The organism is Polyangiaceae bacterium (assembly GCA_020633205.1).
Taxonomy (GTDB): domain Bacteria; phylum Myxococcota_A; class Polyangia; order Polyangiales; family Polyangiaceae; genus JAHBVY01.
This window is the reverse complement of sequence record JACKEB010000010.1, coordinates 755,798-776,352: the sequence shown is the minus strand read 5'-3', so window position 1 is coordinate 776,352 and position 20,555 is coordinate 755,798. Positions and strand designations below refer to the sequence as shown.

Here is a 20,555-nt window from a genome sequence, read left to right as displayed (position 1 = left end):
GGGATGAGCCGCGGCCGTTTTGCTTTGGCCTGGATGGGGCACCTTTTCAGGCGGTTTGCAGCCATTTGCTGCGGATGGCGTCCCCTCGCGCCCCTCGAGGGGGTGACTTTTTTTCGCGATGAGTGAACGCTCCGTCGCCGACCGGGAACTCCGCCTTGAATCGCGCCTGAGAGCGCGGCCCCATCCCCGCTAGTCGACGCCCGCGAAGGGCTACCCATGCACGCTCCACCACGGGGCGAGCGAGCGCGCCCACGCGCGCTTGGTAGCTTCGCGGGGTCGTGCTGGCTCCCCGAGTGCACTGCGCTCGCTGGCTACTCGCGTTTCCGCGAGGCGCGAGCGTGCGCGAGGAGTAGCCCTGTGCGTCTGCATACCCATCGACTTGCTTGCTTCGCCTGTCTGCTGATCGGCCTCACCGCTTCGTCGCGTTCCATCGCGCAGGGTGCGCCGCAGCCTGATGAGACGGCAGCTACGGGTGATGCGCCGCCTGCGGGCAAGCCGAAGGTGACTCCCCCGAAGCTCAAGCAAGGTGTGAGCGTCGAGCGCCCCGATGGGTCGGAGCTGAGCGCGCTGTGGCTGTCGCTGACCATCGACGAGCTTGGCGATGTCACCCAGGCAGACATCGAAGACAAGACGGGCGTCGACGAAGAGCTCGAGCGGAAGGTACTCGAGGCCGCCTACCGGCTGCAGTTCGAGCCGGCGCGAGTCGGTGACGAAGCCGTTTCCGTGAGGTTCCGCTACCAGTTGACGTTGACTCTGCCAGCGTCCGCGGCGTCCCCGTCGGAGCCTGCAGCGCCCGCCGCCACTCCGCCGCCTGAGGCACCGGACGCCGCTCCTCCCCCCCAAGAAAAGCCGCAGAAAGCCGCTCCGCCGCCTCCATCGCCTGACGAGGAGCCGGTGTACGAGGCCACGGCGGAGGTGGAAGGTCCGCCGGAGGCGGTGAGCAGTCACCGCTTGGAGGCGGAGGACCTCAAGGAGATGCCGGGCACGCGTGGTGATCCGATCCGCGCCGTCGAGGTGTTGCCCGGAGTTGGGCGCGGGGATGGCGATCCGATCCTGCGCGGCTCTTCGAGCAACGAGAGCAAGGTGCTCTTTGACGGGGCGCCAGTGCCGATCCTCTATCACTTCGGTGGCATCACGTCCTTCGTGCAGGGGCGCCTGGTGAGCCGCATCGACTACCAACCGGGGAACTTTTCCGCGCGGTACGGGCGCATCAGCGGTGGGTTGATCAACGTGGAGAGCCGTGAGCCGCGCTTCGACAAGCTGCACTTGATGCTCGACATCTCGATGTTGGAGAGCGCCGCACTGGTCGAGACACCGATTGGCAAAGACACGGCCGTCGCGGTCGCCGCGCGCCGCAGCAACATCGATTTCGTGTTCGAGAACTTCGTCCCCGAAGGTTCTTACAGCGTGCTCGCCGCGCCGGTGTACTGGGACTATCAGGCGTTCCTGAGTCACCACTTGGACTCACACCACACGCTGCGCCTCACGACCTATGGCAGCCGGGACCACCTGTCGCTGTTGATCAGCGACCCTCAGGAGACCGACCCGTCGCTGCGTGGCGAGGTATCCGGGGGCATCGAGTTTCACCGCGTGCAGCTCGCGTGGGAGAGCAAGTTCGACGACTTCGACTCCCGGGTGCAGGTGACCTACGGGCGGCAGTTGTTGGAGCAGCACCTGGGACCGCTGACGAGCGAGTTCAAGGCCCATGAGGTGTTTGCACGCGCAGACATGCGTTACCGTGTGGGAAATTCGCTGGAGATCCGTAGCGGGCTCGACTTCGACTACTACGTGCTGGATGGCAGCTATCAGGGCAACCGGCCCCCGCAGTTCGAGGGCGATCCGAATGCGAACGCCTCGCTTGCTAGCTCTCAGCTGATCTTCATCCAAGACACGCCTTATACGTTGAGCCCGGCAGCGTACGTCGAAGCGGCGGTGAGACCCGTAGACCCGGTCGAGGTAACGCTGGGGCTCAGGGCAGACTACTTCGAGCACCTGAAGGCCTTCACTTTGGATCCTCGCCTCGGGGTGCGCTACGCGGTGACGCCGGAGACGACGTTGAAAGCGGGCGTGGGGCGCTACACCCAGATGCCCGACTACTACCTGTCGATTCCGGGGCTCGGGAATCCTGATCTCAAGCCGTACTACGCGATCCACACCAGCGCAGGCGTGGAGCAACGCTTCGGCGAAGAGCTAGAAGTTGGCGTCGAGGGCTTCTACAAGCACCTGAACGATCGCGTCGTGGCAACGGCGGACCAGCAGCCACCGTATTTCATCAACGACGGCCAGGGGCGCATCTACGGCGCTGAACTCAGCGCCAAGCTGCACACCGGGGACACGAAGGGTTTCCTCGCGTATACGATCTCCCGCAGCGAGCGCAAAGATCGCGACGAGCCCTATCGCCTCTTCGACCTCGACCAGACGCACCTGCTCTCCCTCGCGCTGAGCCAAGGACTCGGCAAGGGTTGGGAAGTCGGCGCGCGCTTCCGCCTGACGAGCGGCGACCCGACGACACCGATCATCGGTGCGGTGTACGACGCGACCACCGGTCAGTACGTGCCGCGCTTCGGCAAGGTGAACTCCGAGCGCCTACCGCTGTATCACCAGCTTGATTTGCGCGTGGAAAAACAATGGGTGTTGGGCGAGGTGAAGCTCGCGGCGTACCTCGACCTAATCAACGCCTACAACGCGGAACACCGCGAGGGCACTGAATACAGCTACGACTACACCAAGAGCCGCCCCATCACGGGCGTGCCGTTGTTCCCCAGCTTGGGGTTCCGAGGAGAGCTATGAAACTGCGAGAGCAACTTGGGCAACTGACGCCTGGACTAGGGCTCTTGATCGCGCCGCTCGCGTTGGTCTTCGGCGCCGGTTGCGAGGACCCCCTCGCGTTGCCCCAGGCAATCGAGAACCCGCGGGTGCTCGGGGCGCGCGCGGAGGTGCAAGGTCGCACGGGGGAGGCGTGGGGCGAGCCCGGTGAGACCCTCGACGTCAGCTGGCTAGTGGTCGCGCCGGACGGCGAACCCACGGACCTCGCGTGGCGCTTCGAAGCTTGCCTCGCGGCACCGGTGAACGCCGGACCGAGCGAGTGCGTCGGATCTCCTTTCGACACCTTGTCGGGGCAAGGCCTGCCAACCTTCGCGTTCAGCGTGCCAACACAAACGGGCGACGCACCGCAGGTCGCGCTGCATGGCGTGGTGTGCCGCGGGGGCTCGCCGAGCGGGGCCGAGAGCTGCGACGCAGGGGACACGCTGCCCGTGGGGATCAACCTGGGGATTGCCCAGGGCGAGCTGAAAAACAGCCTTCCGGCGCTCAGTTCCGTCGGCGTGAGCCTCGGCGAACAAAGCTGGAGCGAGCCACCGACGCCAGAACCAAGCGACTGCGCGACTGACCAAGCATTGCCGCACGTCCAAGCGGGGAGCAAGACGAAGATCCGCTTCGATCTGTCGAGCGTGCCTAGAGACGAGCTCGGTGAGGAGCGCGCCGGCTTCGACCAGATTGGCGATCGCGAGACCCTCGAGCTCGACTACTACTCCGATGCTGGCAAGCTCAGCATTCCCGCTGGGTTCGTCGAGGCGGACGACGTGAGCACGACGCCGTCCCTCGAGGTGACCTTCGAGGCGCCCAAGCTGGACGACCAAAGCGGTCGCTGGGTGCGTTTCTACTTCGTGTCGCGGGACCGTCGAGGAGGCAACGACTGGCTGCGTCGCGCGCTCTGTGTGGTGCCGTGAGGAAACGATATGCGGTGGTCGCCGCGGGCTGAGAGTTTTTGGTTATCCGGAATTGCCGGAGGTGGAGGTTGTGATGCGTATCGAACGAATCGTGAGTTCATTGACGGGACTTGGCGCAAGCTGGGTGCTTTGGCTCTTGGTGGTGTTGAGCCTGGTGGCGCTGGCGGTGGTCATCGAGCGGGCTGTGTTCTTCAGCTCTTCCCGAGACGATGTGGACAAGCTGCGAGCCGAAGTGCTCAAGCGCCTCAAGGCCGGCGAGGTGAAGCTCGCTCTGCGGCGTCTGGAAGAGTCACCGTGTCCGGAAGCGGGGATCTTACGCGCTGGCCTGGCCTCTGGGCAGCGGCAAGAGCTCGAGCGGGAAGCGGTGAGCGAGCGCGTCGCTGCGGAAGCGGAGCGCAGTCGACTGGCGATGGAGAAGAACCTCGCGTTCCTTGGGACCGTCGGGAGCAACGCGCCCTTCGTAGGGCTGCTTGGTACGGTGATCGGGATCATCCGCGCCTTCCACGAGCTGGACGCCAGCGCTGGCAAGCTCTCCAGTGGCTTGATGGCGGAGATTGGCGAGGCGCTGGTTGCGACCGCGGCGGGACTCCTGGTGGCGCTGCCCGCCATCGCGTTCTTCAATCTGTTTCAGCGCCTGATCCGCGCTCGCTTGGGGCGCGCCGAAGCGCTCTCTCGTGACGCCCTTGCGGAGCTGGGCTCGCGGATGGCGCCAGAAGGAGCGGAGTGATGGCTGGGGCGGCAGCTTCTAGTAGTGGCGGCGGTGGACGGTCATTTTCGCGAGGAAATGATGAGCTGCTGGTAGGGATCAACGTCACCCCGTTGGTCGACGTCGTGTTGGTGCTCTTGGTGGTGCTGATGGTAACCGCGAGCTACGTGGTGAGTCACAGCTTGCCGCTCGATCTCCCCAAGGCGAAGAGCGGCGCTGCGCAAAACGGAATCCTGCACGTCTCGATCGAGAAGGACGGGCGGGTCCACGTGGATGACCGCGTCGTGACTGACGCAGAACTCAGGCAGGCGGCTCAAAGCGCGCTTCGGGAGGACCCCCAGAGCCGTGCGTTGATCGCTGCCGACGGCAGCACTCAACACCGGGCTGTGGTTCATGTCGTGGATCTACTCCGTGAATCCGGCGTGGACCGCTTTGCCATCAACGTGAGGCAGGCTGACGGTGCACCACTCAAGTGAGCGCCGCCGCCGGCTCTTGGGCGTCGGACTGAGCGTCGCGTTCCACGGGCTTGCCTTTTGGAGCCTGGACCGCATGCCCGTTTCGGTCCTTGAACCGATCCGTGTGGCAACGGTCGACTTCGAAGTGGAGGCGACCAAGCCCCCGCCGGATCCGAAGCCACCGGAGCCGAAAGAACCGGAGCCCCCGGCGCCTGAAGAGCCTAGCGACCAAGCGCCGACTCAGCCCACGGCCTATCACCCGGTGACTCCAGGCTCCCCACGAGCTGTGGCCAACCAAGCCGAGCCTCAGTCTGAACAGCCCGCTGGACCTATCGACCTTGGGACCCTCTCTGCGAGCGATCTCGGCGCGGCAGACGGAGACGGAGTTGCGGTCGGCGTGCCCGGGACGGGTGGTGGCGGGCGCGGTCCATTACCTCGAGGAAATACGAAGCCGAAGCCTTCCAGCAAGCCTGCGCGACATGCGCCGCCCCCCGCGCCGAGCTACGTTGCAGCCAAGGATCTCGCGCGCCCGCCGCGTGCCCCTGGGCTCGACGGCACGCTCGCTCGCTACTATCCGCCGGCCGCGCGGGCCGCGGGGATCAGCGGTCAGGCGACGGTACGCGTGGCAATCGACGCGCGAGGGACGGCGCGCGTGGTTGGGATCTTGGCAGAGAGCTACGCCGGGTTCGGCAGCGCGTGCCAACGCACCGTACAGGGCTCGCATTGGTCGGCGCCCGTCGACAAGGACGGCCGCACGGTCTCCACGACGCTGGTCTATCGCTGCAGATTTCGTGTGGATCGCTGAGGCGAGTTCACCCGGAGTAGGCCTCCGTCGGCCGGGGATAGGCGGAGCGCGCTGCTCCCGCTAGGCTGCGCGCCATGGTGCGCCGTGACGCGAAAGATTCGGAAGCCTGTTCGCAGGATGCTGGGTGTTTCGCTAGCTGCGTTTCTCCAGCGGGTGAGAGTCCCGTCCCGGTAAGCGTCGGTGCGCCGGGTAGCAGGCCCCAGGTAGTGGAGAGAGATCTCCCTGCCCGAGCGGGGTGTCAAAAGCTCGTGAAGCAGCGAGAGCTGCGTAGCGGGGAGCAAGCACGCGGGCCGCAACATGAAGTGAAACCTGCAGCCTCGACAGAGAAACAATCCGGAGGCCGAGCCGCTCATTTCACGGCGAAGGCAACATCGACGGCGAGAGCACCGAAGCTCGCCGCCGGCTCCGGCGGGGTACGGGGGGCAGCACGTGTGCAAGGAGGAGCGCGGAACTCGGGAGGCCCGTCTGTGCGGCCCAAGTCAGGGCGAGGTGCGTCGTATAAGCCGAAGGCGAAATCGGCCACTGCACAGCGGGAGTCCGAGGGGATCATGGTACCGAAGACCGCTGGGCAACCAGCGGGAACGAATGCCGTGCGGCAAAACGCGGCAGGAGGGAAGGGTCCCTGCGGTAGTCGTGTTGGAAGCGTAGGTAAGCGTGAGGGAATGGCCGGCAAGTCCGGACCTAACGACCCCGGCAGGTGTAAGCCGCACGGAAAAGCGCAACAACTACAACGCCAACTATATGCAGCAGCCAAGCGGGCACCGGATAGGCGCTTTCACGCCCTTTACGACCACATCTGGCGGGGTGACATCCTCCAGGAGGCGTGGAAGCGAGTCAGACAGAACCAAGGAGCCGCGGGCGTGGATCGCCAGTCGATCTGCGACGTGGAGGGGTACGGGGCTCAGCGATTCCTCGAGGAATTACAAGCTGAGCTGAAAGCGGGGAAGTATCGACCGCAGGTGGTGCGGCGGCAGTACATCCCGAAAGCCGATGGTAAGACGCGGCCACTAGGCATCCCGACGGTGCGCGATCGGGTGGTGCAGATGGCGGCGAAGCTGGTGATTGAGCCTATTTTTGAGGCGGATTTTCTGCCTTGCTCATATGGGTTTCGTCCCCGGCGCAGCGCGGTGATGGCGCTCGAGACGCTGAGGAAGCTCGGCGCCAAAGGGGGCCACCACGTGCTGGATGCCGACATCCGCGACTACTTCGGGAGCATCGACCACGCCAAGCTGATGAAGCTGGTGGGGAGACGCATCTCGGATCGTCGGGTGCTGAAGTTGCTGCGGCAGTGGCTCGAAGCAGGAGTGATGGAGGACGGCGTCGTGAAGGCGTCGGTGCGCGGCACGCCGCAAGGGGGAGTGATCTCCCCTCTGCTGTCCAACATCTACTTGCACGTGCTCGACGTCCTGTGGACCCGCCACAGCGCTCCGCATGGAACGTTGGTGCGCTACGCGGACGACTTCGTGGTGATCTGTCGCACCAAGAAGGACTGCGAGCTGGCCGAGGCGCGGATCCGAGTGATCCTGCAACGCCTTGGCCTTGAGCTACATCCGGAGAAGACGAGGCGAGTCGAGCTCTACGATGGCAAGCAGGGCTTCGACTTTCTTGGCTGTCATCTGCACAAGCGGCTGAGCGGCAAGGTGCTGGAGAGGTCGGGCGAGCGGCTCTACTTCCTCCATCGCTGGCCGTCGCAGCGCGCGATGCAGCGGATCCGGAGCCGTGTGAAGCAGCTCACCCCCCGCTCGAGATGCCACGCGGATATCCGCGATGTCATCGAACAGCTGAACCCCGTACTGCGGGGCTGGGGGAACTACTTCCGCACGGGAAATGCCGCGAAGCGATTCAATCAGCTCGACACATATGTTTGGAAGCAGCTGAAAGGGCTGCTGGTGGCCCGTAAGGGTCGCCACCTGAAACCCAAACAAGTCGACCGCTGGGATCGCGACTACTTCTACCGTCTGGGCCTGTACCAACTCCGTGGGACTGTCCGCTATCCGGAGCAATCCATCCTGATGGAGGCCGCGTAATGCTGTGCGCTGAGTGGCTACTGGTAAGCCGTGTGCGGGAAATCCGCATGCACGGTTTGTACGGGGGTCTTGACTTTGACCATCGCCCGCCTGGCGGGAAGGAGTAAGGATCTACCAATGGCGACCCCGAGTGCCCAAACCCAAAGTAGCCAGCGCGAACTCCTCGGTGAGCTCGCACGGGAGATCGAGTACCACGAGAAGGCGTACCGCGCGGGTGCTCCGGAGATCCCCGATAGTGCGTTCGATGAGCTGTTCGAGCAGTACCAGGAGCTGGCGAATGAGCTCCAGATCCCCGAGGAAGAGCGCATCGACAAGAAGCCGGGGAACGATCACGCTGAGGGCTTCGAAGAGGTCGTGCACAGCGTGCCGATGCTCTCCTTGGAGAAGCTGTCGAGCGCGCGCAAGGACAGCAAAGGGGGGTCCATTTCCCTCGGGGAGCAACTCGAGAACTGGGTAACGCGCCGCCGGCAAGACCTGGAGTATTCCGCGTCCGATGCCCTGAAGCTGATCGTCGAGCCCAAGATCGACGGCATCTCCGTCTCTCTGCACTACAAGGCGGGCACCCTGAAGCGCGCGGTGACCCGCGGCGACGGAAAGAAGGGCGACGACATCACCAAGCAAGTGATGCAGGCGCGGGCGGCGCCGGCGAAGCTCAAGGGACTGAAGGGTGATGTGGAGATCCGGGGTGAGCTGTATTGGCCCCGCGCCGCGTTCGAGCGCTACAACGCCACGCTCCGCGACGCAGGCCAGCCAACCATCATGAACCCGCGCAACGGCTGTGCGGGTCTGATGAAGCGCAAGGAGCCCGTTGGTCTCGAGAGCGTGGGCATCACCAGCTTTCTCTACCAGCTCGTTACCCCAGGGAATAACAAGGTGCCGCCGACCCAGCACGAGGTGCTCGAGTGGCTGTCAGCGCTTGGAGCCCCGGTCTACCTGGATGGCATCACGGTGGCCGAAGACGCGGCGGGTGCCTTGGCGTTCTGCGAGGCTTTCGGCGCGCGTCGGCCTTCCTTGGAGTACGAGATTGACGGCATGGTGATCAAGCTCGACGAGCTGAGGCTGCACGATCGCCTGAGCGGTACCGGGCACCACCCTCACTGGGGTATTGCCTACAAGTTCCCGCCGGAACGCAAGGCGACCAAGCTGCATGGCATCACCGTTCAGGTCGGGAAGTCAGGTAAGCTGACTCCCGTCGCCGAGCTCGAGCCGGTGCTCGTGGCTGGCACCACTGTGAGCCGCGCTTCCCTTCACAATTTCGTCGAGCTGGAGCGCAAGGACGTGCGCATCGGCGACACGGTCTTCATCGAGAAGGCGGGCGAGATCATTCCTCAGGTGGTGAGTGTCGACCTGACCAAGCGCCCGGCGGGCACCGTGCCCACCGCGCGTCCGAGCGCCTGCCCAAGCTGCGAGTCGGAGATCGTTGCCGAGGAGATCTTCCTCTACTGCCCAAACCCGGCGTGCCCGGCGCAGGTCACCGAACGGCTACGTTTCTTCGCCAGCCGCCAAGCCATGGACATTGACGGGCTTGGTGCGGTGCTGGTCGTGCAGATCGTCGAGAAGCTCGGGGTCTCCTCGCCGGAACAGCTATTCGACTTGAGGGTCGAAGACTTCGCGGGGCTCGAGCGCATGGGCAAGAAGAGCGCCGAGAACGTGATCGCAGGGCTGGAGCGCGCGAAGGGGCGCGGCCTGGCGAGGGTGCTAACGGCGCTCGCGATTCGCCACGTCGGCACCACGACCGCGGAAGATCTAGCGGGACATTTCGGCAGCGCGCAGGCGCTCTTGGACTTTGCCGCGCGGTATTGTGCAGGAGACGAGGCGGCGATCGAGAGCATCGCACCGGAGAAGGGCTCGGGCGCAATCGAGGGTTTGGCTCGGAAGAGCGCCGATGTGATCATGACGGAGCTGAACTCCCAAGGCGTGCGCCGGGTGATCGCTGGACTGGAGCGGGCCGGCGTGCGGCTGACCCAGCTGGAGGGACAGCGACAGGAGGTCGAGGGCGTCGCGGGAAAGAGCTTCGTGCTGACCGGCACGCTGCCGACGCTGAAGCGCAATGACGCCGCTGATCGGATCAAGCGCGCCGGCGGCAAGGTGTCCGGTTCCGTCTCCAAGAAAACCGACTATGTAGTCGCGGGGGATGAGGCCGGGAGCAAGCTTGAAAAGGCTCAAAAGCTCGGGGTCAACGTGATCGACGAAGCGGGTTTGTTGGCGCTGTTGGGCGACGGCTGAACACTCTCGAGTCGAGCGGGTACTCAAGCTCATCGATGTCACCGTTCGTTTCCTTCCGCTTTGCCCCGAGGCTGCTCGCGGCTTTGTTGCTGAGCGCGCCTCTCTGGCCGGCACCAGCGCACGCTCAAGCTGCAGATCCGGGAGCCCCCGTTGCTGAGCGGAGCGTGCGCCTGGTCTTCAGGCCTGGAGCCTCGGGGGTCGAGACGTCAAACCTCGTGAAGGCGCTCAGGAAGGAGCTGGGTGTCGAGATCACCACCGACCCGGCTGCGGAAGCCAACGGGGGCACGCTGACCCTCGACCTGGAAGCGAGTCAGGGCTACGTGCTCGGCGAGTTCACCGCCGTCGACGGCAAGAAGACCGTACGCCTGTTGGCTCGCCCCGACGATCCAGAGCGCAGCGTCGAGGTCATGGCGCTGCTTGCTGGCAACCTCGTGCGGAACGAAGCCAGCGAACTCCTGGAAGAGCTGGCTAAAGCTCGAGAGGCCGAAGCCGCGCGGCTTGCGGCGGAGAAGCCCCCTCCGCCGCCACCCGCAAAGCCGCAGCCAAAGGCTGAAAAGCCGAAGCCCGTTGCGAAGCCGAAGACTAAACCCGCAGGGAAAAACAAAGAAGCTCCTTGGCAACCGAAGCACCCGCTCAAGGATGGGGGTTTCATCAACCTCAGTCTGGCTCACCCGATCACGTTGCAACCTGAGAGCGAACACCTGAGCGTCGTCATGGAACTCGGTTTGTTCTACTCCCGTATCGGCGAAACGCGGGCGTTTGCCCTCAATCCCTTCGTGCTCAGAAACGACGAGCGTGCTCAGGGAGCCCAGCTGACTGGGATCTACGCTTACGCCGAGCGCCTCGAGGGTGCGCAGCTAAGCGGCGTCGTGGGGATGGGGCGCCACATCGAAGGCGTGCAGCTCTCCGGCGCAGTGAACTTCGGTCGCGGCCCGATGTACGGTGTTCAAGGTTCGGGTGCCGTCAACGTTACCCTGGGGAAAACTGAAGGCGTACAAGGCGCCGGCGCCGTGAACTTCGCCAAGGACGACCTTGACGGCGTCCAGGCAGCGGGTGCGGCGAACTACGTGGGTCGCAAGCTCGAAGGGGTGCAAGTCGCCGGCGCCGTGAACTACGCGGGGCGCGCCGCTGAGGGAGGGCAAGCCGCAGGTTTGGGAAATGTGGCCGATGGGGTGGAAGGTTTTCAGGCGGGGATCTTGAACCTCAGCCTGGGCAAGCTGGACGGCTTCCAAGCGGGCATCGTCAATAGCGTGTTTGGTCCCGTCGAGGGCGCGCAAGTTGGACTCATCAACGTCGGGGGTGCTGCGGTCGACGGCGTGCAAGTCGGTCTGGTCAACGTGGCTGGCGACGTCAAGGGGACGTCGATAGGACTGGTTAGCATCGCAAAGAACGGGCGCATTCAACCCAGCTTTTGGGTTGCCTCGGGGAAACGAATCAATGCCGGAGTGGCCTTCGAGGTCGGACCCGTCTACTCGCTGCCCTTCATCGGCGCTGACGCCTACGGCGACCGGAACTACGAGTGGGGGTTCAACCTAGGTCTCCGAGCGCGATACGAGCGGCTCTTCGCAGGGCTGGAGGCCGGCTATTCCTCCGAGCAGAAGCAGTTCGATCAGGAGATCACCCCCATCGAGCGCGGGCGCCTCCTCGGAGGTATCGAGGTCATCGAACACACCCTTTCGCTCTTCGGCGGGGTGGGGGTGAGGACCAGCGAGCTCAAGCAGGCGACGGTCGAGAGCCACTTTGGAGTGGCCTTCTTCTGAACCCAAGGGTTGGCAACCACGGTTCAAAACCATTGAAAATCAAACGGGTTTGTGGGACGTGCGGTGACGGCTTCGGTTTTTCTTCCGACGGTTGAACACTCTTGGGCGTGGCGGGCACTCAGCTCAGCCCGCATGAGTTGGTCCAACGTGAGTCTGCGTCTCGTCCAAACTGCGGGTGATGATCCGTTGGTGGAGCGCCTCGTGCGAGGTGAGCCAGCGGCGGTGGGGGAGGTGTACGACCTACATCACCAAGCGGTGCGCGCGTTCGCGACGCGCCTGGTTGGGGACCCGAGCTCCGCTGAGGACCTGGTGCACGAGGTCTTCGTCAGCTTGCCCAAGGCGATGAAGAACTACCGCGGCGAGTCGTCCTTGCGCACCTTCCTCATCTCGGTAGCGGTCAATCACGCGCGACACCACGTGCGCTCTGCCGTGCGGCGGCGCGCGGCCTTGGAGCGCATGCATCGTGAGCCGCGGAGCGACTCGGGAGATCCCGAGCACGATGCTCGACGCCGGGAGCTCGCGGAGCTCCTGAGTAGCGCCCTCGACGAACTGCCCCTCGACCAACGAGTTGCCTTCGTCCTCTGCGAGGTCGAGGAACGCACGAGTCGCGAAGTCGCGGAGATCGTCGGAGCACCTGAGGGCACGGTGCGCACTAGGTTGTTCCATGCCAAAAAGAAGCTGCGAGAGATCCTGCAGCCGCTTCGCTCCGGGGGGAGTGAGTCATGACCGACGACTTGCTGAAAGAAGCGACTCGAGCGCTGCGTGAGGAGGGCGAGCAGGCTCAACAGAGCGATCTCACTCGGGCTCGGGTGATGCTCAGCTTGCATGCGGCCAAGCGCAAGCGTCGAAGCCGCCTCGCGTTTGGCGTGCCCTTGGTCGCGGTGTTCGTGGCGGGCGCAGCTGCCGCGCAGATCAGCGGTGCACTTCCCCGCGCTGTCGAGCGTGTGGTGGAGGTGTTCTCCACGCCGACGACCGACTCTGCGCCGGCCAGCGACGCTCGGCCGCCTGCGAAGGGAACGCCCCTCGTCAGCGCCAATCCGGAAGAGCCCGATCTCGTTCCGCCGCTCGATGAAGTGGATCCCGAAGCTGAGCCTGGCGAGCTAGAGCAGCAAGCCGAGCTCAACGACGTTCCGCCGCCGGATGTAGCGCCAGAACCGCCGCCGAAGACCGAACCCACGGCGCGAGCCGGGGCGCAAGCGCCCAAAGGCGCCGTCATTCCGCCCGCAGCAGCCGTGCCGCCCGTAGCTGCGCCAGCGACGTCAGCCGCTACGCCCGCGCAGGCCGGCAGCGCCGCGGAGGCGCCGAGCGCGGCGCCCACGGATCCTTCCCACCGACGCTACTTGGAGGCGCACCAAGCACACTTCGTCTCCCACGACTACGGGCGCGCCCTGGCGCTCTGGGAACGCTACCTTCAAGCATTTCCGCGCGGAAGATTTGCTGCGGAAGCTCAGTACAATCGCGCGCTGTGTCTCGTGCGTCTCGGGCGCACCAGCGAGGCGAAGCAGGCCCTCGAGCCGTTCGCCAGTGGTCGCTACGGGGGCTATCGTCAGGCCGAAGCCCAGGCGTTGATCCGAGCCATGGGGGGCTGAGCCTCTGCGGCATGCGCCGCCTCGGCGCTGCGCGACTGTGGGCCTGGGCATCGAAGACGCGATACCCGGAATCGGCTCAGTTGCTCGGCGCGGGCGGCGGCGTCTTCTGGGCGTTCTCGATGTGCTCGATCATCGCCTCAGCTTGGGGATCGCTGTACTCGGCGTCGGAGAACTGGTCGAGGCTGTATTCCTTGGTCGTGTAGTCCTCGGGCGGCTGCATCATCTCGCGGTCCGGATACGTGCCGCTCAGGAGCCGCCAGCCTTCGATGTCGCGGATCGTGTAGGGCCCCTCGGCGCCCTCGTCGCGTAGCAGCTTGCCGAACGCCAGCAGGCGCGCCTTCTGTTTGCCGACTTCCAGGTCTTGGTTGAAGTTCAGCAGCGCGACCGGGCGATCGCTCTTGTCGTACAGCCGTGCGCGGATCTCGTAGCGCCCAGCTTCCTTGAGCTCGAGGCCAAAGTAGAGGGCAAGCGACCCGTCCTCCAGCGCCTCGACCACTTCCCCAGTGAAACGTCCCGGCTCCGCGCCCGTGTAGACGAACTGCAACGTCGCGGTGCCCTGTTCGCCTTCGGCTTCGAGCTTCAGCATCACCCTTAGATTGCCCCGGTAGCTCCCGAGCCGGCTGGCGCTCGCCACGAAGCCACCCGTGGGGACCCCGTCGTTGCTGATCTCGTCTGGTGGGCTGCCGTCGTCGGTGACGCTGAGCGGCCCGAGGTTTTGCGGGGCCGTGCCTTCGTCCGGCAGGGTGACGAGCGTGGCTTCCACCACATTGACTGGCACCGGGCCCTTCTGGGTCGCCGCTTTCACGCGGAAAGACGCCTCATCGCCCTCGCGAAGGAACATCTTGTTTTGCCAGAGCTCCAGGCGCACCTCGCCCTTCTCACCGTCCTCGCCTCGCTTGAGCTTGCGGATCTCCGGCTCGACATGATCCCGCAGCAGTAGATCCTCATTGTCGGACAGCGGACGCGAGCTTGGGGGATAGCGGTAGTAGTCTCGGTGTCCGTCGGCGGCCATCCTGAGGCGCTTCGCCCGTCGCTCGGCGATTTGCTCTGGTGTCAGCGTGGCCGGGTCGACCCACACGAGCTCATCGTCGTCTCCCGCTGCGGGGACATTGTCAGCTGATTTCCGCTTTCCGGCAGCGGCGCTGGGCGCCGTTATGGCGCCGTTGCCGTGCCCGGGCGGCGTTTCCTCGGGGTGCAAGCCTCCACGGGCTGCTTCGTCCGAGCCGGGTACCGTGGGTTTGGCGCCCGAGCGCAGCCACAGCAAACCTAACCCCAAAACCAGGATCCCGCCGATGACAAACAGCCAGAGCCGCAAGGGTCCAGCGGTTGGACGCTCGCGGCTCATGCTGCTCTCACCGGTTCAGGCGTGGCGACCTCAGTAGGCGTAGGCACCCATGTCAGAGAACATCGGCGAAGGAATCCCTCCGGAACCGCTACCCACGTAGTGGTCCTTGTTCTCGCTGCTGTCGCGATAGTAGACATAGTGGTAGCTGTAGCGGTTGCCCGTGCTGGTCCCCATGCCGACTTCGTCACAAGTATCGAGCCACCAGCTGTCGCCGGGGTTGCAGAAGTCGCCCGTCTTGCTGCGGCCCAGCGAAGAAGCATAGCCCACGGCGCCGTCGTCCTGGCCGGTGATCAGCATCGCTGCTGCGCCACCCTTCGCGCCGCCGAACAGGTAGAACCAGGCGCCGCGCATGTTGTTGTGGTTGTACATCGAGCGGATGGTGCCGGTCTTGAGGTCCGACGCGAGGTCGTCGCCCTGGGTCCAGGACCAGTCGTCGGAGAGCTCGGTGCCACCCGAGGCGCAGCCGGCGCCGTCCACCCAGATGATGTTGTACGGACCGTACTTGTCGATGGCGTACTGCAGGTGAGCGCAGCCGGCGCTGTGGGCCGCGACGTAGCAGTAGTTCGACCCGCTGCAGTAGGTGTTCAGGCCCGCGCGCACCGTGGGGTTGGCCGACGAGATGTGGGAACGGCCGTTGTAGTTGATGACCACTGGGGTCGTACCAGGCCGCTGGTAGCTCCAGTAGCTCCAGCCGGAGGGCGTCCCGTCCGTGTTGCGCCCATGTAGGTAGACGCTGTAGGTGGTGGCGCTCGCTTCGCTGGTGAACGCGAAGGTGGCGAACAGACTGGCGGCAGCGGTGAGAGCGGCGAGGAGCGTGCGAGCCTTCATGCCTACCCGTTGAGCAGGCTTCGTGCCAAGCCTCGGTCGAGCACCCGGTGCCGCGAGTTCTGCTGTTTCCTAGGTTTTTCCGCCGTATGACGCTGCGCGTAGCGGATCCGCGAGGTTCAGTTCTTTTACCATCAGCGAGTTAAGGATTTGAACTCGAGTTAGGTATTTGAACTTCGTCTGGGAGATCCCGCACGGGAACGCTGGCTCGTCCCCCGGCATCGACGGGGGTGTTTGGGGGGGAGGGCGCGCGCCCCACAAGACTCCATACGGGAATACGCCGCGACATCCCGTACGGAATCGTTTGCTGCTCGTAGGCGACGTTAGTCGCAGTCGGGGTCGCCTGCTTCGCAGCGCAAGACCACCAGCAGGTAATCGCCCGCCTGCTCGGAAGCTGAAGTAACGAAGGTGTCCGCGGTGATCAAATAGCTGCCTGGGTCGAGAGTCATCTGAAGCGCGCGGTCGTTGCGAGCGAGGCAGCTGGCGCCGTCACTGGCGCTCAGCAGGTGGAGATCGACGTCCACTCCGTCTCGGTCGAGCAGGAGCAGGCGGAGTGGGGTTCGTTCACTCAGCTCCAAGCTGTAGAACACCTCGGGGCCTGACTCGTCTTGGTCTGCGCCGCAGCCGGTGTAGGTGTCGATCCTACGCTCCGCCCCGCTGGTGTTGCCCGCGTGCGTGAAGGGGAGGCGATCGATTCGGATCGGGTCGCTCGCAGAGCCACTCCCCACGTAGCCCGCAGGCGTCACATCCTGGGCCGGGCTGCCATCCACGACGCCGCGCTTCAGCCGATCGAGCGCACTCATGCTGAGCAGGTTGCGCACGTTGTAGTTGTACTGAAGTGCTGTGTCGGTGAACACGCAGGGCTGCGAGCCGCCGTCACTGAAGGCGTTGCCGTGGAGCCCATCACTCAGCAGGCCCTGGTTTGGAAGGTCCTTGCTCGCGAGATACAGGCTGAGATACGGCAGCTGTCTCGACTCTGCGAGGCCGCGAGTCACGGCGTCGTATGTTGGTACCCACAAGGCAGCGCTAGAGCTATCTCCGCGCGGATTCAAGCCAGAAATCACGCTGACCACGCCCTGCTCGGCGAGCTGGTCGAGCAGCGTGGACAGGTTCCGGAAAAACGGAAACAGCGCGCTCAGATAGGTTGCACCGAGTCCCATGTCGTTGGTGCCGTAGTTCACGAACGCGAATCGGGGGTGGAGCAGGGCTTGCTCTTGCTCAAGGGGGGAGGGTGAGCCGGAGATCGCCCAACTCGCGCTACGGCCAACGACCGCCGCGAGCGTCGGGCGGTCGAAGGGCGTCGTCCCAGCAGCGTCGCCCGAGCGGAAGAACTCGATGCTCTGCAGGAGGTCGTCAGCGCCTTCCACGCGGTAACTAGGCTGAGCGTCCCCCGCGAAGCAGTACAGGAAACTCTTGCTCACCGTCCCCGACGCGCCCACCTTCATGAACACGTCGTCATTGGCGTTGGGGTCCGCGAGTGCGATCTGACGCGCGCTCGCCAGCACGCTGTCGCTGACGGGAGAGCTGTGAGCCGAAGGATCGTAGCGCGTGAAACCCGACGCACCGTTCCCAGCGGCTCCAGCGCTCGCGGCTCCTCCACTGGCGCCCGCACTACCCGCGGCTCCTCCAAAGGTCACGCCCCCGCCGCCGGTCGCTGCGCCGCCGGTTGTGGTCCCGCCGCTAGCGCTGCCTGCTGCTCCGCCGGCGCCGGCCGCCGCGGTCGCAGACGGGTCGTCGCCGCACGCAACGCTGAGCAGCCCGGCCAGGGCGAGAGCTGCGCTCAAGGGGAGCGACGGAATGTCGCGCAACCCCTGCGGCACCGGGCGCGTGTGCAAGCGTTTTTCAATCACATTCGCGAGAATATCACGCGCTCTGAGCGGGGATCCTCGGCGCTTGATCCGCACGGAGCGCTTTTCGCGGCCCAGCCCGGGAGACTGTGGTATGCCGAATAGCCGAGTCGATAGCGCCGCCGAGCTCGGTGGCGCTGCTTTCTTCGGACCTTTGGTCCGAACGGCTCCAACACAAGGAGGTCACTTGCGCACAAAAAATACCTTTGCCAAACGTCAACGCGAACGAGAAAAAGCCGAGCGTAAGCGCGAGAAGGCGGAACGCCGCGAACAGCGCCGCCTAGACTCCGGATCCAGCGATACGGAGCTACCCGCCGGCGTCGACCCTGACATCGCTCACATCGTCCCTGGCCCCCAGCCCGTGATGGACGATGAGTAAGACATCACTCTGAGTTTAGGTCTGCGCGCGAGCCACTGAGCGCACGCGCCACTGCTCGCTGAGGGCAGACCTAGTCGCTCTCGCCTCCAATCGCGCCACGCCGCCACCGTATCCGCGCGATAACGAGCGCAGCAGCGACCAACTCAGTCAAGAGCCCGCCCGAGCCACCCGCTCGGGCGCTCTGCTTTTGTGTCCGAGGTCCGGCCGCCTCGCTGAGCTCTGCCCGTCGCCCGGCCCTTAGCCTCTTGCTCCGCCTGGCCAACGGTGTCACGAGCCCTCGCCATGAGCGCTCCCCCGTCCCGAGAGCCTGGCCTGCTGGAGAAGCGGCTCCCCGAAGGCGCCGCCGATGGGGACGCGCTGCTAGAGGCGTTCCTTGCCTACGTAGAGGAAGCCGGATTGAGCCTCTATCCAGCGCAGGAGGAGGCGGTGCTGGAGCTCTTCGCCGGCAAGAACGTGGTGCTCAACACGCCCACGGGGTCCGGGAAGTCGATGGTCGCGCTTGCGGCCTGTTTCTCTGCGCTGGCGCGCGGGGAGCGAGCGTTCTTCACTGCGCCGATCAAGGCGCTCGTCAGCGAGAAGTTCTTCGACCTGTGTCGGCTGTTTGGGCCCCATCAGGTGGGCATGCTCACCGGGGACGCGAGCATCAACCACGACGCGCCATTGATTTGTTGCACCGCGGAAATACTCTCGAATATGGCGCTACGTGAAGGCGCTGATACCGACGTGCAGTGCGTGGTGATGGATGAGTTCCACTACTACGGGGATCGGGATCGTGGAGTGGCCTGGCAGGTGCCGCTGTTGACCCTGAGCAAGGCGCGCTTCCTGCTGATGAGCGCGACCTTGGCGGAGCCAGAGCGCTTCGTGCGCATCTTGGAGGACTTGACGGGGCTCGAGACGGCGCTGGTTCGCACGACGGAGCGTCCGGTGCCCCTCGATTGGACCTACACCGAGAAGCCCCTCACAGAGACGATCGGCGAGCTGTTGAATGAAGGCAAGGTGCCGGTCTACATCGTGCACTTCTCCCAGCGTGCTGCCAGCGAACAGGCCTCGGCGCTGATGAGCCTCGATTTCCTGAGCAAGGAACAGAAGGTCGCGCTGAAGCAGGAACTGAAGGGCTTTCGTTTCGATAGCCCTTTCGGTCGCGAGCTGGGTCGATTTGTTCCTCACGGAATCGGCGTGCATCACGCGGGCATGCTGCCCAAATACCGCCGGCTGGTGGAGCGCCTGGCCCAGCGCGGGTACTTGAAGCTGATCTGCGGAACCGACACGCTCGGCGTGGGTATCAACATTCCGTTGCGCACGGTGCTCTTCACCCAGCTCTGCAAGTACGACGGCGAGAACACCACGATCCTGAGCGTCCGTGACTTTCAACAGATCGCCGGCCGCGCCGGACGGCGAGGCTTCGACACTCAGGGCAGCGTGGTCGTTCAAGCGCCGGAACACGTGATTGAAAATCTGCGGATCAAGGCCAAGGCCGCAGCCAACGCGAAGAAGAACAAGAAGCTGCACCTGAAGAAGCCTCCCGAGCGCGGGTTCAAGAACTGGGAAGCCAGCACCCTCACCCGGCTCAAGGAGAGCAGCCCCGAGGCGCTGCGCAGTCGCTTCGACGTGAGCCACGGGATGTTGCTCAACGTGCTGTCTCGTGAGGACGGTAGCGGTTGCGCTGCGATGAAGCAGCTCATCAAAGACTCTCACGAACCGGCTCGCAACAAGCGAGCCCTGGGGCGAACCGCGATCGCGATGTTTCGTTCCCTCGTCGAGGCGAAGATCATCGAAGTTACCCCCGACGGGGTGCGCATCAACAGTGACCTTCAGGAAGACTTCTCCCTCAACCGCGCCCTGGCGCTGTACGCGGTCGAGGCCATCTCCTCGCTGGAGCCCGACGAGCCAGGCTACGCGCTCACAGTGCTGACGGTGCTCGAGGCGATCCTCGAGCCACCCCATCAGGTGCTGCGTCGCCAAGTAGATACCTTGAAGACGCGCCTGATGAACGAGCTGAAGGCGGAGGGTGTGGAGTACGAAGAGCGCATGCAGCGCCTGGAGAAGGTCGACTACCCGAAGCCGGAGAAAGACTTCATCTACGGCACGTTCGATGCCTTTGCCGAGCACCATCCTTGGGTCGCTGGCTTCCGCATCTCCCCGAAGAGCATCGCTCGGGACATGTACGAGCAAGGTGAGACGTTTCACGGCTACATCAAGACGTATGGGCTGCAGCGCGCAGAAGGGGTGCTGCTCAGGTATCTTTCGGACGTCTACCGTGTGCTCGAGCAGACGGTGCCCGAACAAAACCGCACGGAAGAGCTCATCGATCTCACGGAGTGGCTGGGCGCGGAGATCCGCCAAGCCGATGCGAGCCTGCTCGATGAGTGGAAGGCGCTCCAGGATCCTGAGCACGTGCTGCGGGAGGCCGAGGCGGATGAGCAGCCCGACATCACCAAGGATCGGCGGGCGTTCCGCGTGCTGGTGCGCAACGGAGCCTGGCGAGTTGTCCAGGCGCTGGCGACCCAGCGCTACGAACGCACACTCCGGGAGCTCGATGAGCTAGCGGGGGAGGGCAACCTAGCTCTGGACGAAGCGGGGGAGCGCTGGAGCACCCAGCGCCTCGAGAGCGCGCTGCAGGACTACTGGGCGAGCTATGACGAAATCCGCACGGATCCGAGCGCGCGTAGCCCAAAGCACCTCGAGCTACAGGAACGGACGGACGGGTGGTGGCTGCGGCAGGCACTGGTCGATCCTGACGACTACCTCGAGTGGGGGCTCGAGTTCGAAGTCGACTTGCAGGCCAGCCGAGAGGCGGGCGCGCTGGTGATGCGCCTGTTGGCGCTGGGAGTTGTCCGTTGAAGGACCCCGTCACGCTTTACCT

At 64.8% G+C, this 20,555-nt stretch carries 15 protein-coding genes; 12 read left to right on the top strand and 3 right to left on the bottom strand.

Annotated features, from left to right (window positions below; all coding sequences use genetic code 11):
- The first annotated feature begins 357 nt into the window (after positions 1-357).
- The 10 genes from H6718_03135 to H6718_03090 all read left to right on the top strand — a co-directional run bounded on the left by H6718_03135 (position 358) and on the right by H6718_03090 (position 13,296).
- Entirely contained in the window at positions 358-2,790 is a 2,433-nt protein-coding gene (locus H6718_03135; protein MCB9584362.1) for a TonB-dependent receptor, read from the top strand.
- Positions 2,787-3,728, top strand: a complete 942-nt coding sequence (locus H6718_03130; protein ID MCB9584361.1) for a hypothetical protein — start codon at positions 2,787-2,789, stop codon at positions 3,726-3,728. The genes H6718_03135 and H6718_03130 overlap by 4 nt, the downstream gene beginning before the upstream one ends.
- Positions 3,729-3,801: 73 nt before the next feature.
- Positions 3,802-4,455 (top strand): MotA/TolQ/ExbB proton channel family protein, encoded by a 654-nt coding sequence (locus tag H6718_03125; GenBank protein ID MCB9584360.1) that lies wholly within the window; start codon positions 3,802-3,804, stop codon positions 4,453-4,455.
- Positions 4,455-4,910, top strand: coding sequence for a biopolymer transporter ExbD (locus H6718_03120; GenBank protein MCB9584359.1), 456 nt, complete (start codon positions 4,455-4,457; stop codon positions 4,908-4,910). Before H6718_03125 ends, H6718_03120 begins: the two co-directional genes overlap by 1 nt.
- Complete coding sequence (locus H6718_03115; GenBank protein MCB9584358.1) at positions 4,894-5,694, top strand: TonB family protein; 801 nt, start codon at positions 4,894-4,896, stop codon at positions 5,692-5,694. Before H6718_03120 ends, H6718_03115 begins: the two co-directional genes overlap by 17 nt.
- Positions 5,695-6,503: 809 nt before the next feature.
- Positions 6,504-7,721, top strand: a complete 1,218-nt coding sequence (gene ltrA / locus H6718_03110) for a group II intron reverse transcriptase/maturase (GenBank protein ID MCB9584357.1) — start codon at positions 6,504-6,506, stop codon at positions 7,719-7,721.
- 117 nt (positions 7,722-7,838) lie between these two features.
- Positions 7,839-9,947, top strand: coding sequence for an NAD-dependent DNA ligase LigA (ligA, locus tag H6718_03105; GenBank protein MCB9584356.1), 2,109 nt, complete (start codon positions 7,839-7,841; stop codon positions 9,945-9,947).
- 35 nt (positions 9,948-9,982) lie between these two features.
- Positions 9,983-11,707 (top strand): hypothetical protein, encoded by a 1,725-nt coding sequence (locus H6718_03100; protein MCB9584355.1) that lies wholly within the window; start codon positions 9,983-9,985, stop codon positions 11,705-11,707.
- 132 nt (positions 11,708-11,839) lie between these two features.
- Positions 11,840-12,433 carry an RNA polymerase sigma factor gene (locus H6718_03095; protein ID MCB9584354.1) on the top strand — a complete coding sequence of 198 codons (594 nt, stop codon included), beginning with the start codon at positions 11,840-11,842 and terminating at the stop codon, positions 12,431-12,433.
- Positions 12,430-13,296 carry a hypothetical protein gene (locus tag H6718_03090; protein MCB9584353.1) on the top strand — a complete coding sequence of 289 codons (867 nt, stop codon included), beginning with the start codon at positions 12,430-12,432 and terminating at the stop codon, positions 13,294-13,296. The genes H6718_03095 and H6718_03090 overlap by 4 nt, the downstream gene beginning before the upstream one ends.
- Before the next feature lie 76 nt (positions 13,297-13,372).
- On the opposite strand, the gene H6718_03085 is transcribed toward H6718_03090, so the two are convergent.
- The 3 genes from H6718_03085 to H6718_03075 form a co-directional block, all read right to left on the bottom strand.
- The gene (locus tag H6718_03085) at positions 13,373-14,641 is read right to left on the bottom strand and encodes a hypothetical protein (GenBank protein ID MCB9584352.1); all 1,269 of its coding nucleotides are present in this window, start codon (positions 14,639-14,641) and stop codon (positions 13,373-13,375) included.
- A 30-nt stretch (positions 14,642-14,671) separates the two neighbouring features.
- Positions 14,672-15,469, bottom strand: coding sequence for a hypothetical protein (locus H6718_03080; protein MCB9584351.1), 798 nt, complete (start codon positions 15,467-15,469; stop codon positions 14,672-14,674).
- A 320-nt stretch (positions 15,470-15,789) separates the two neighbouring features.
- Positions 15,790-17,316, bottom strand: a complete 1,527-nt coding sequence (locus H6718_03075) for an SGNH/GDSL hydrolase family protein (GenBank protein MCB9584350.1) — start codon at positions 17,314-17,316, stop codon at positions 15,790-15,792.
- Positions 17,317-17,500: 184 nt separating this feature from the next.
- Here H6718_03075 and H6718_03070 point away from each other — a divergent pair, with 184 nt between their 5' ends.
- A complete protein-coding gene (locus H6718_03070; protein MCB9584349.1) occupies positions 17,501-17,692 on the top strand; it encodes a hypothetical protein in 192 nt (63 codons plus the stop codon).
- Positions 17,693-17,974: 282 nt separating this feature from the next.
- On the top strand, positions 17,975-20,533 hold the full coding sequence (locus tag H6718_03065) for a DUF3516 domain-containing protein (protein MCB9584348.1): 2,559 nt from the start codon (positions 17,975-17,977) through the stop codon (positions 20,531-20,533).
- Positions 20,534-20,555: the final 22 nt, after the last annotated feature.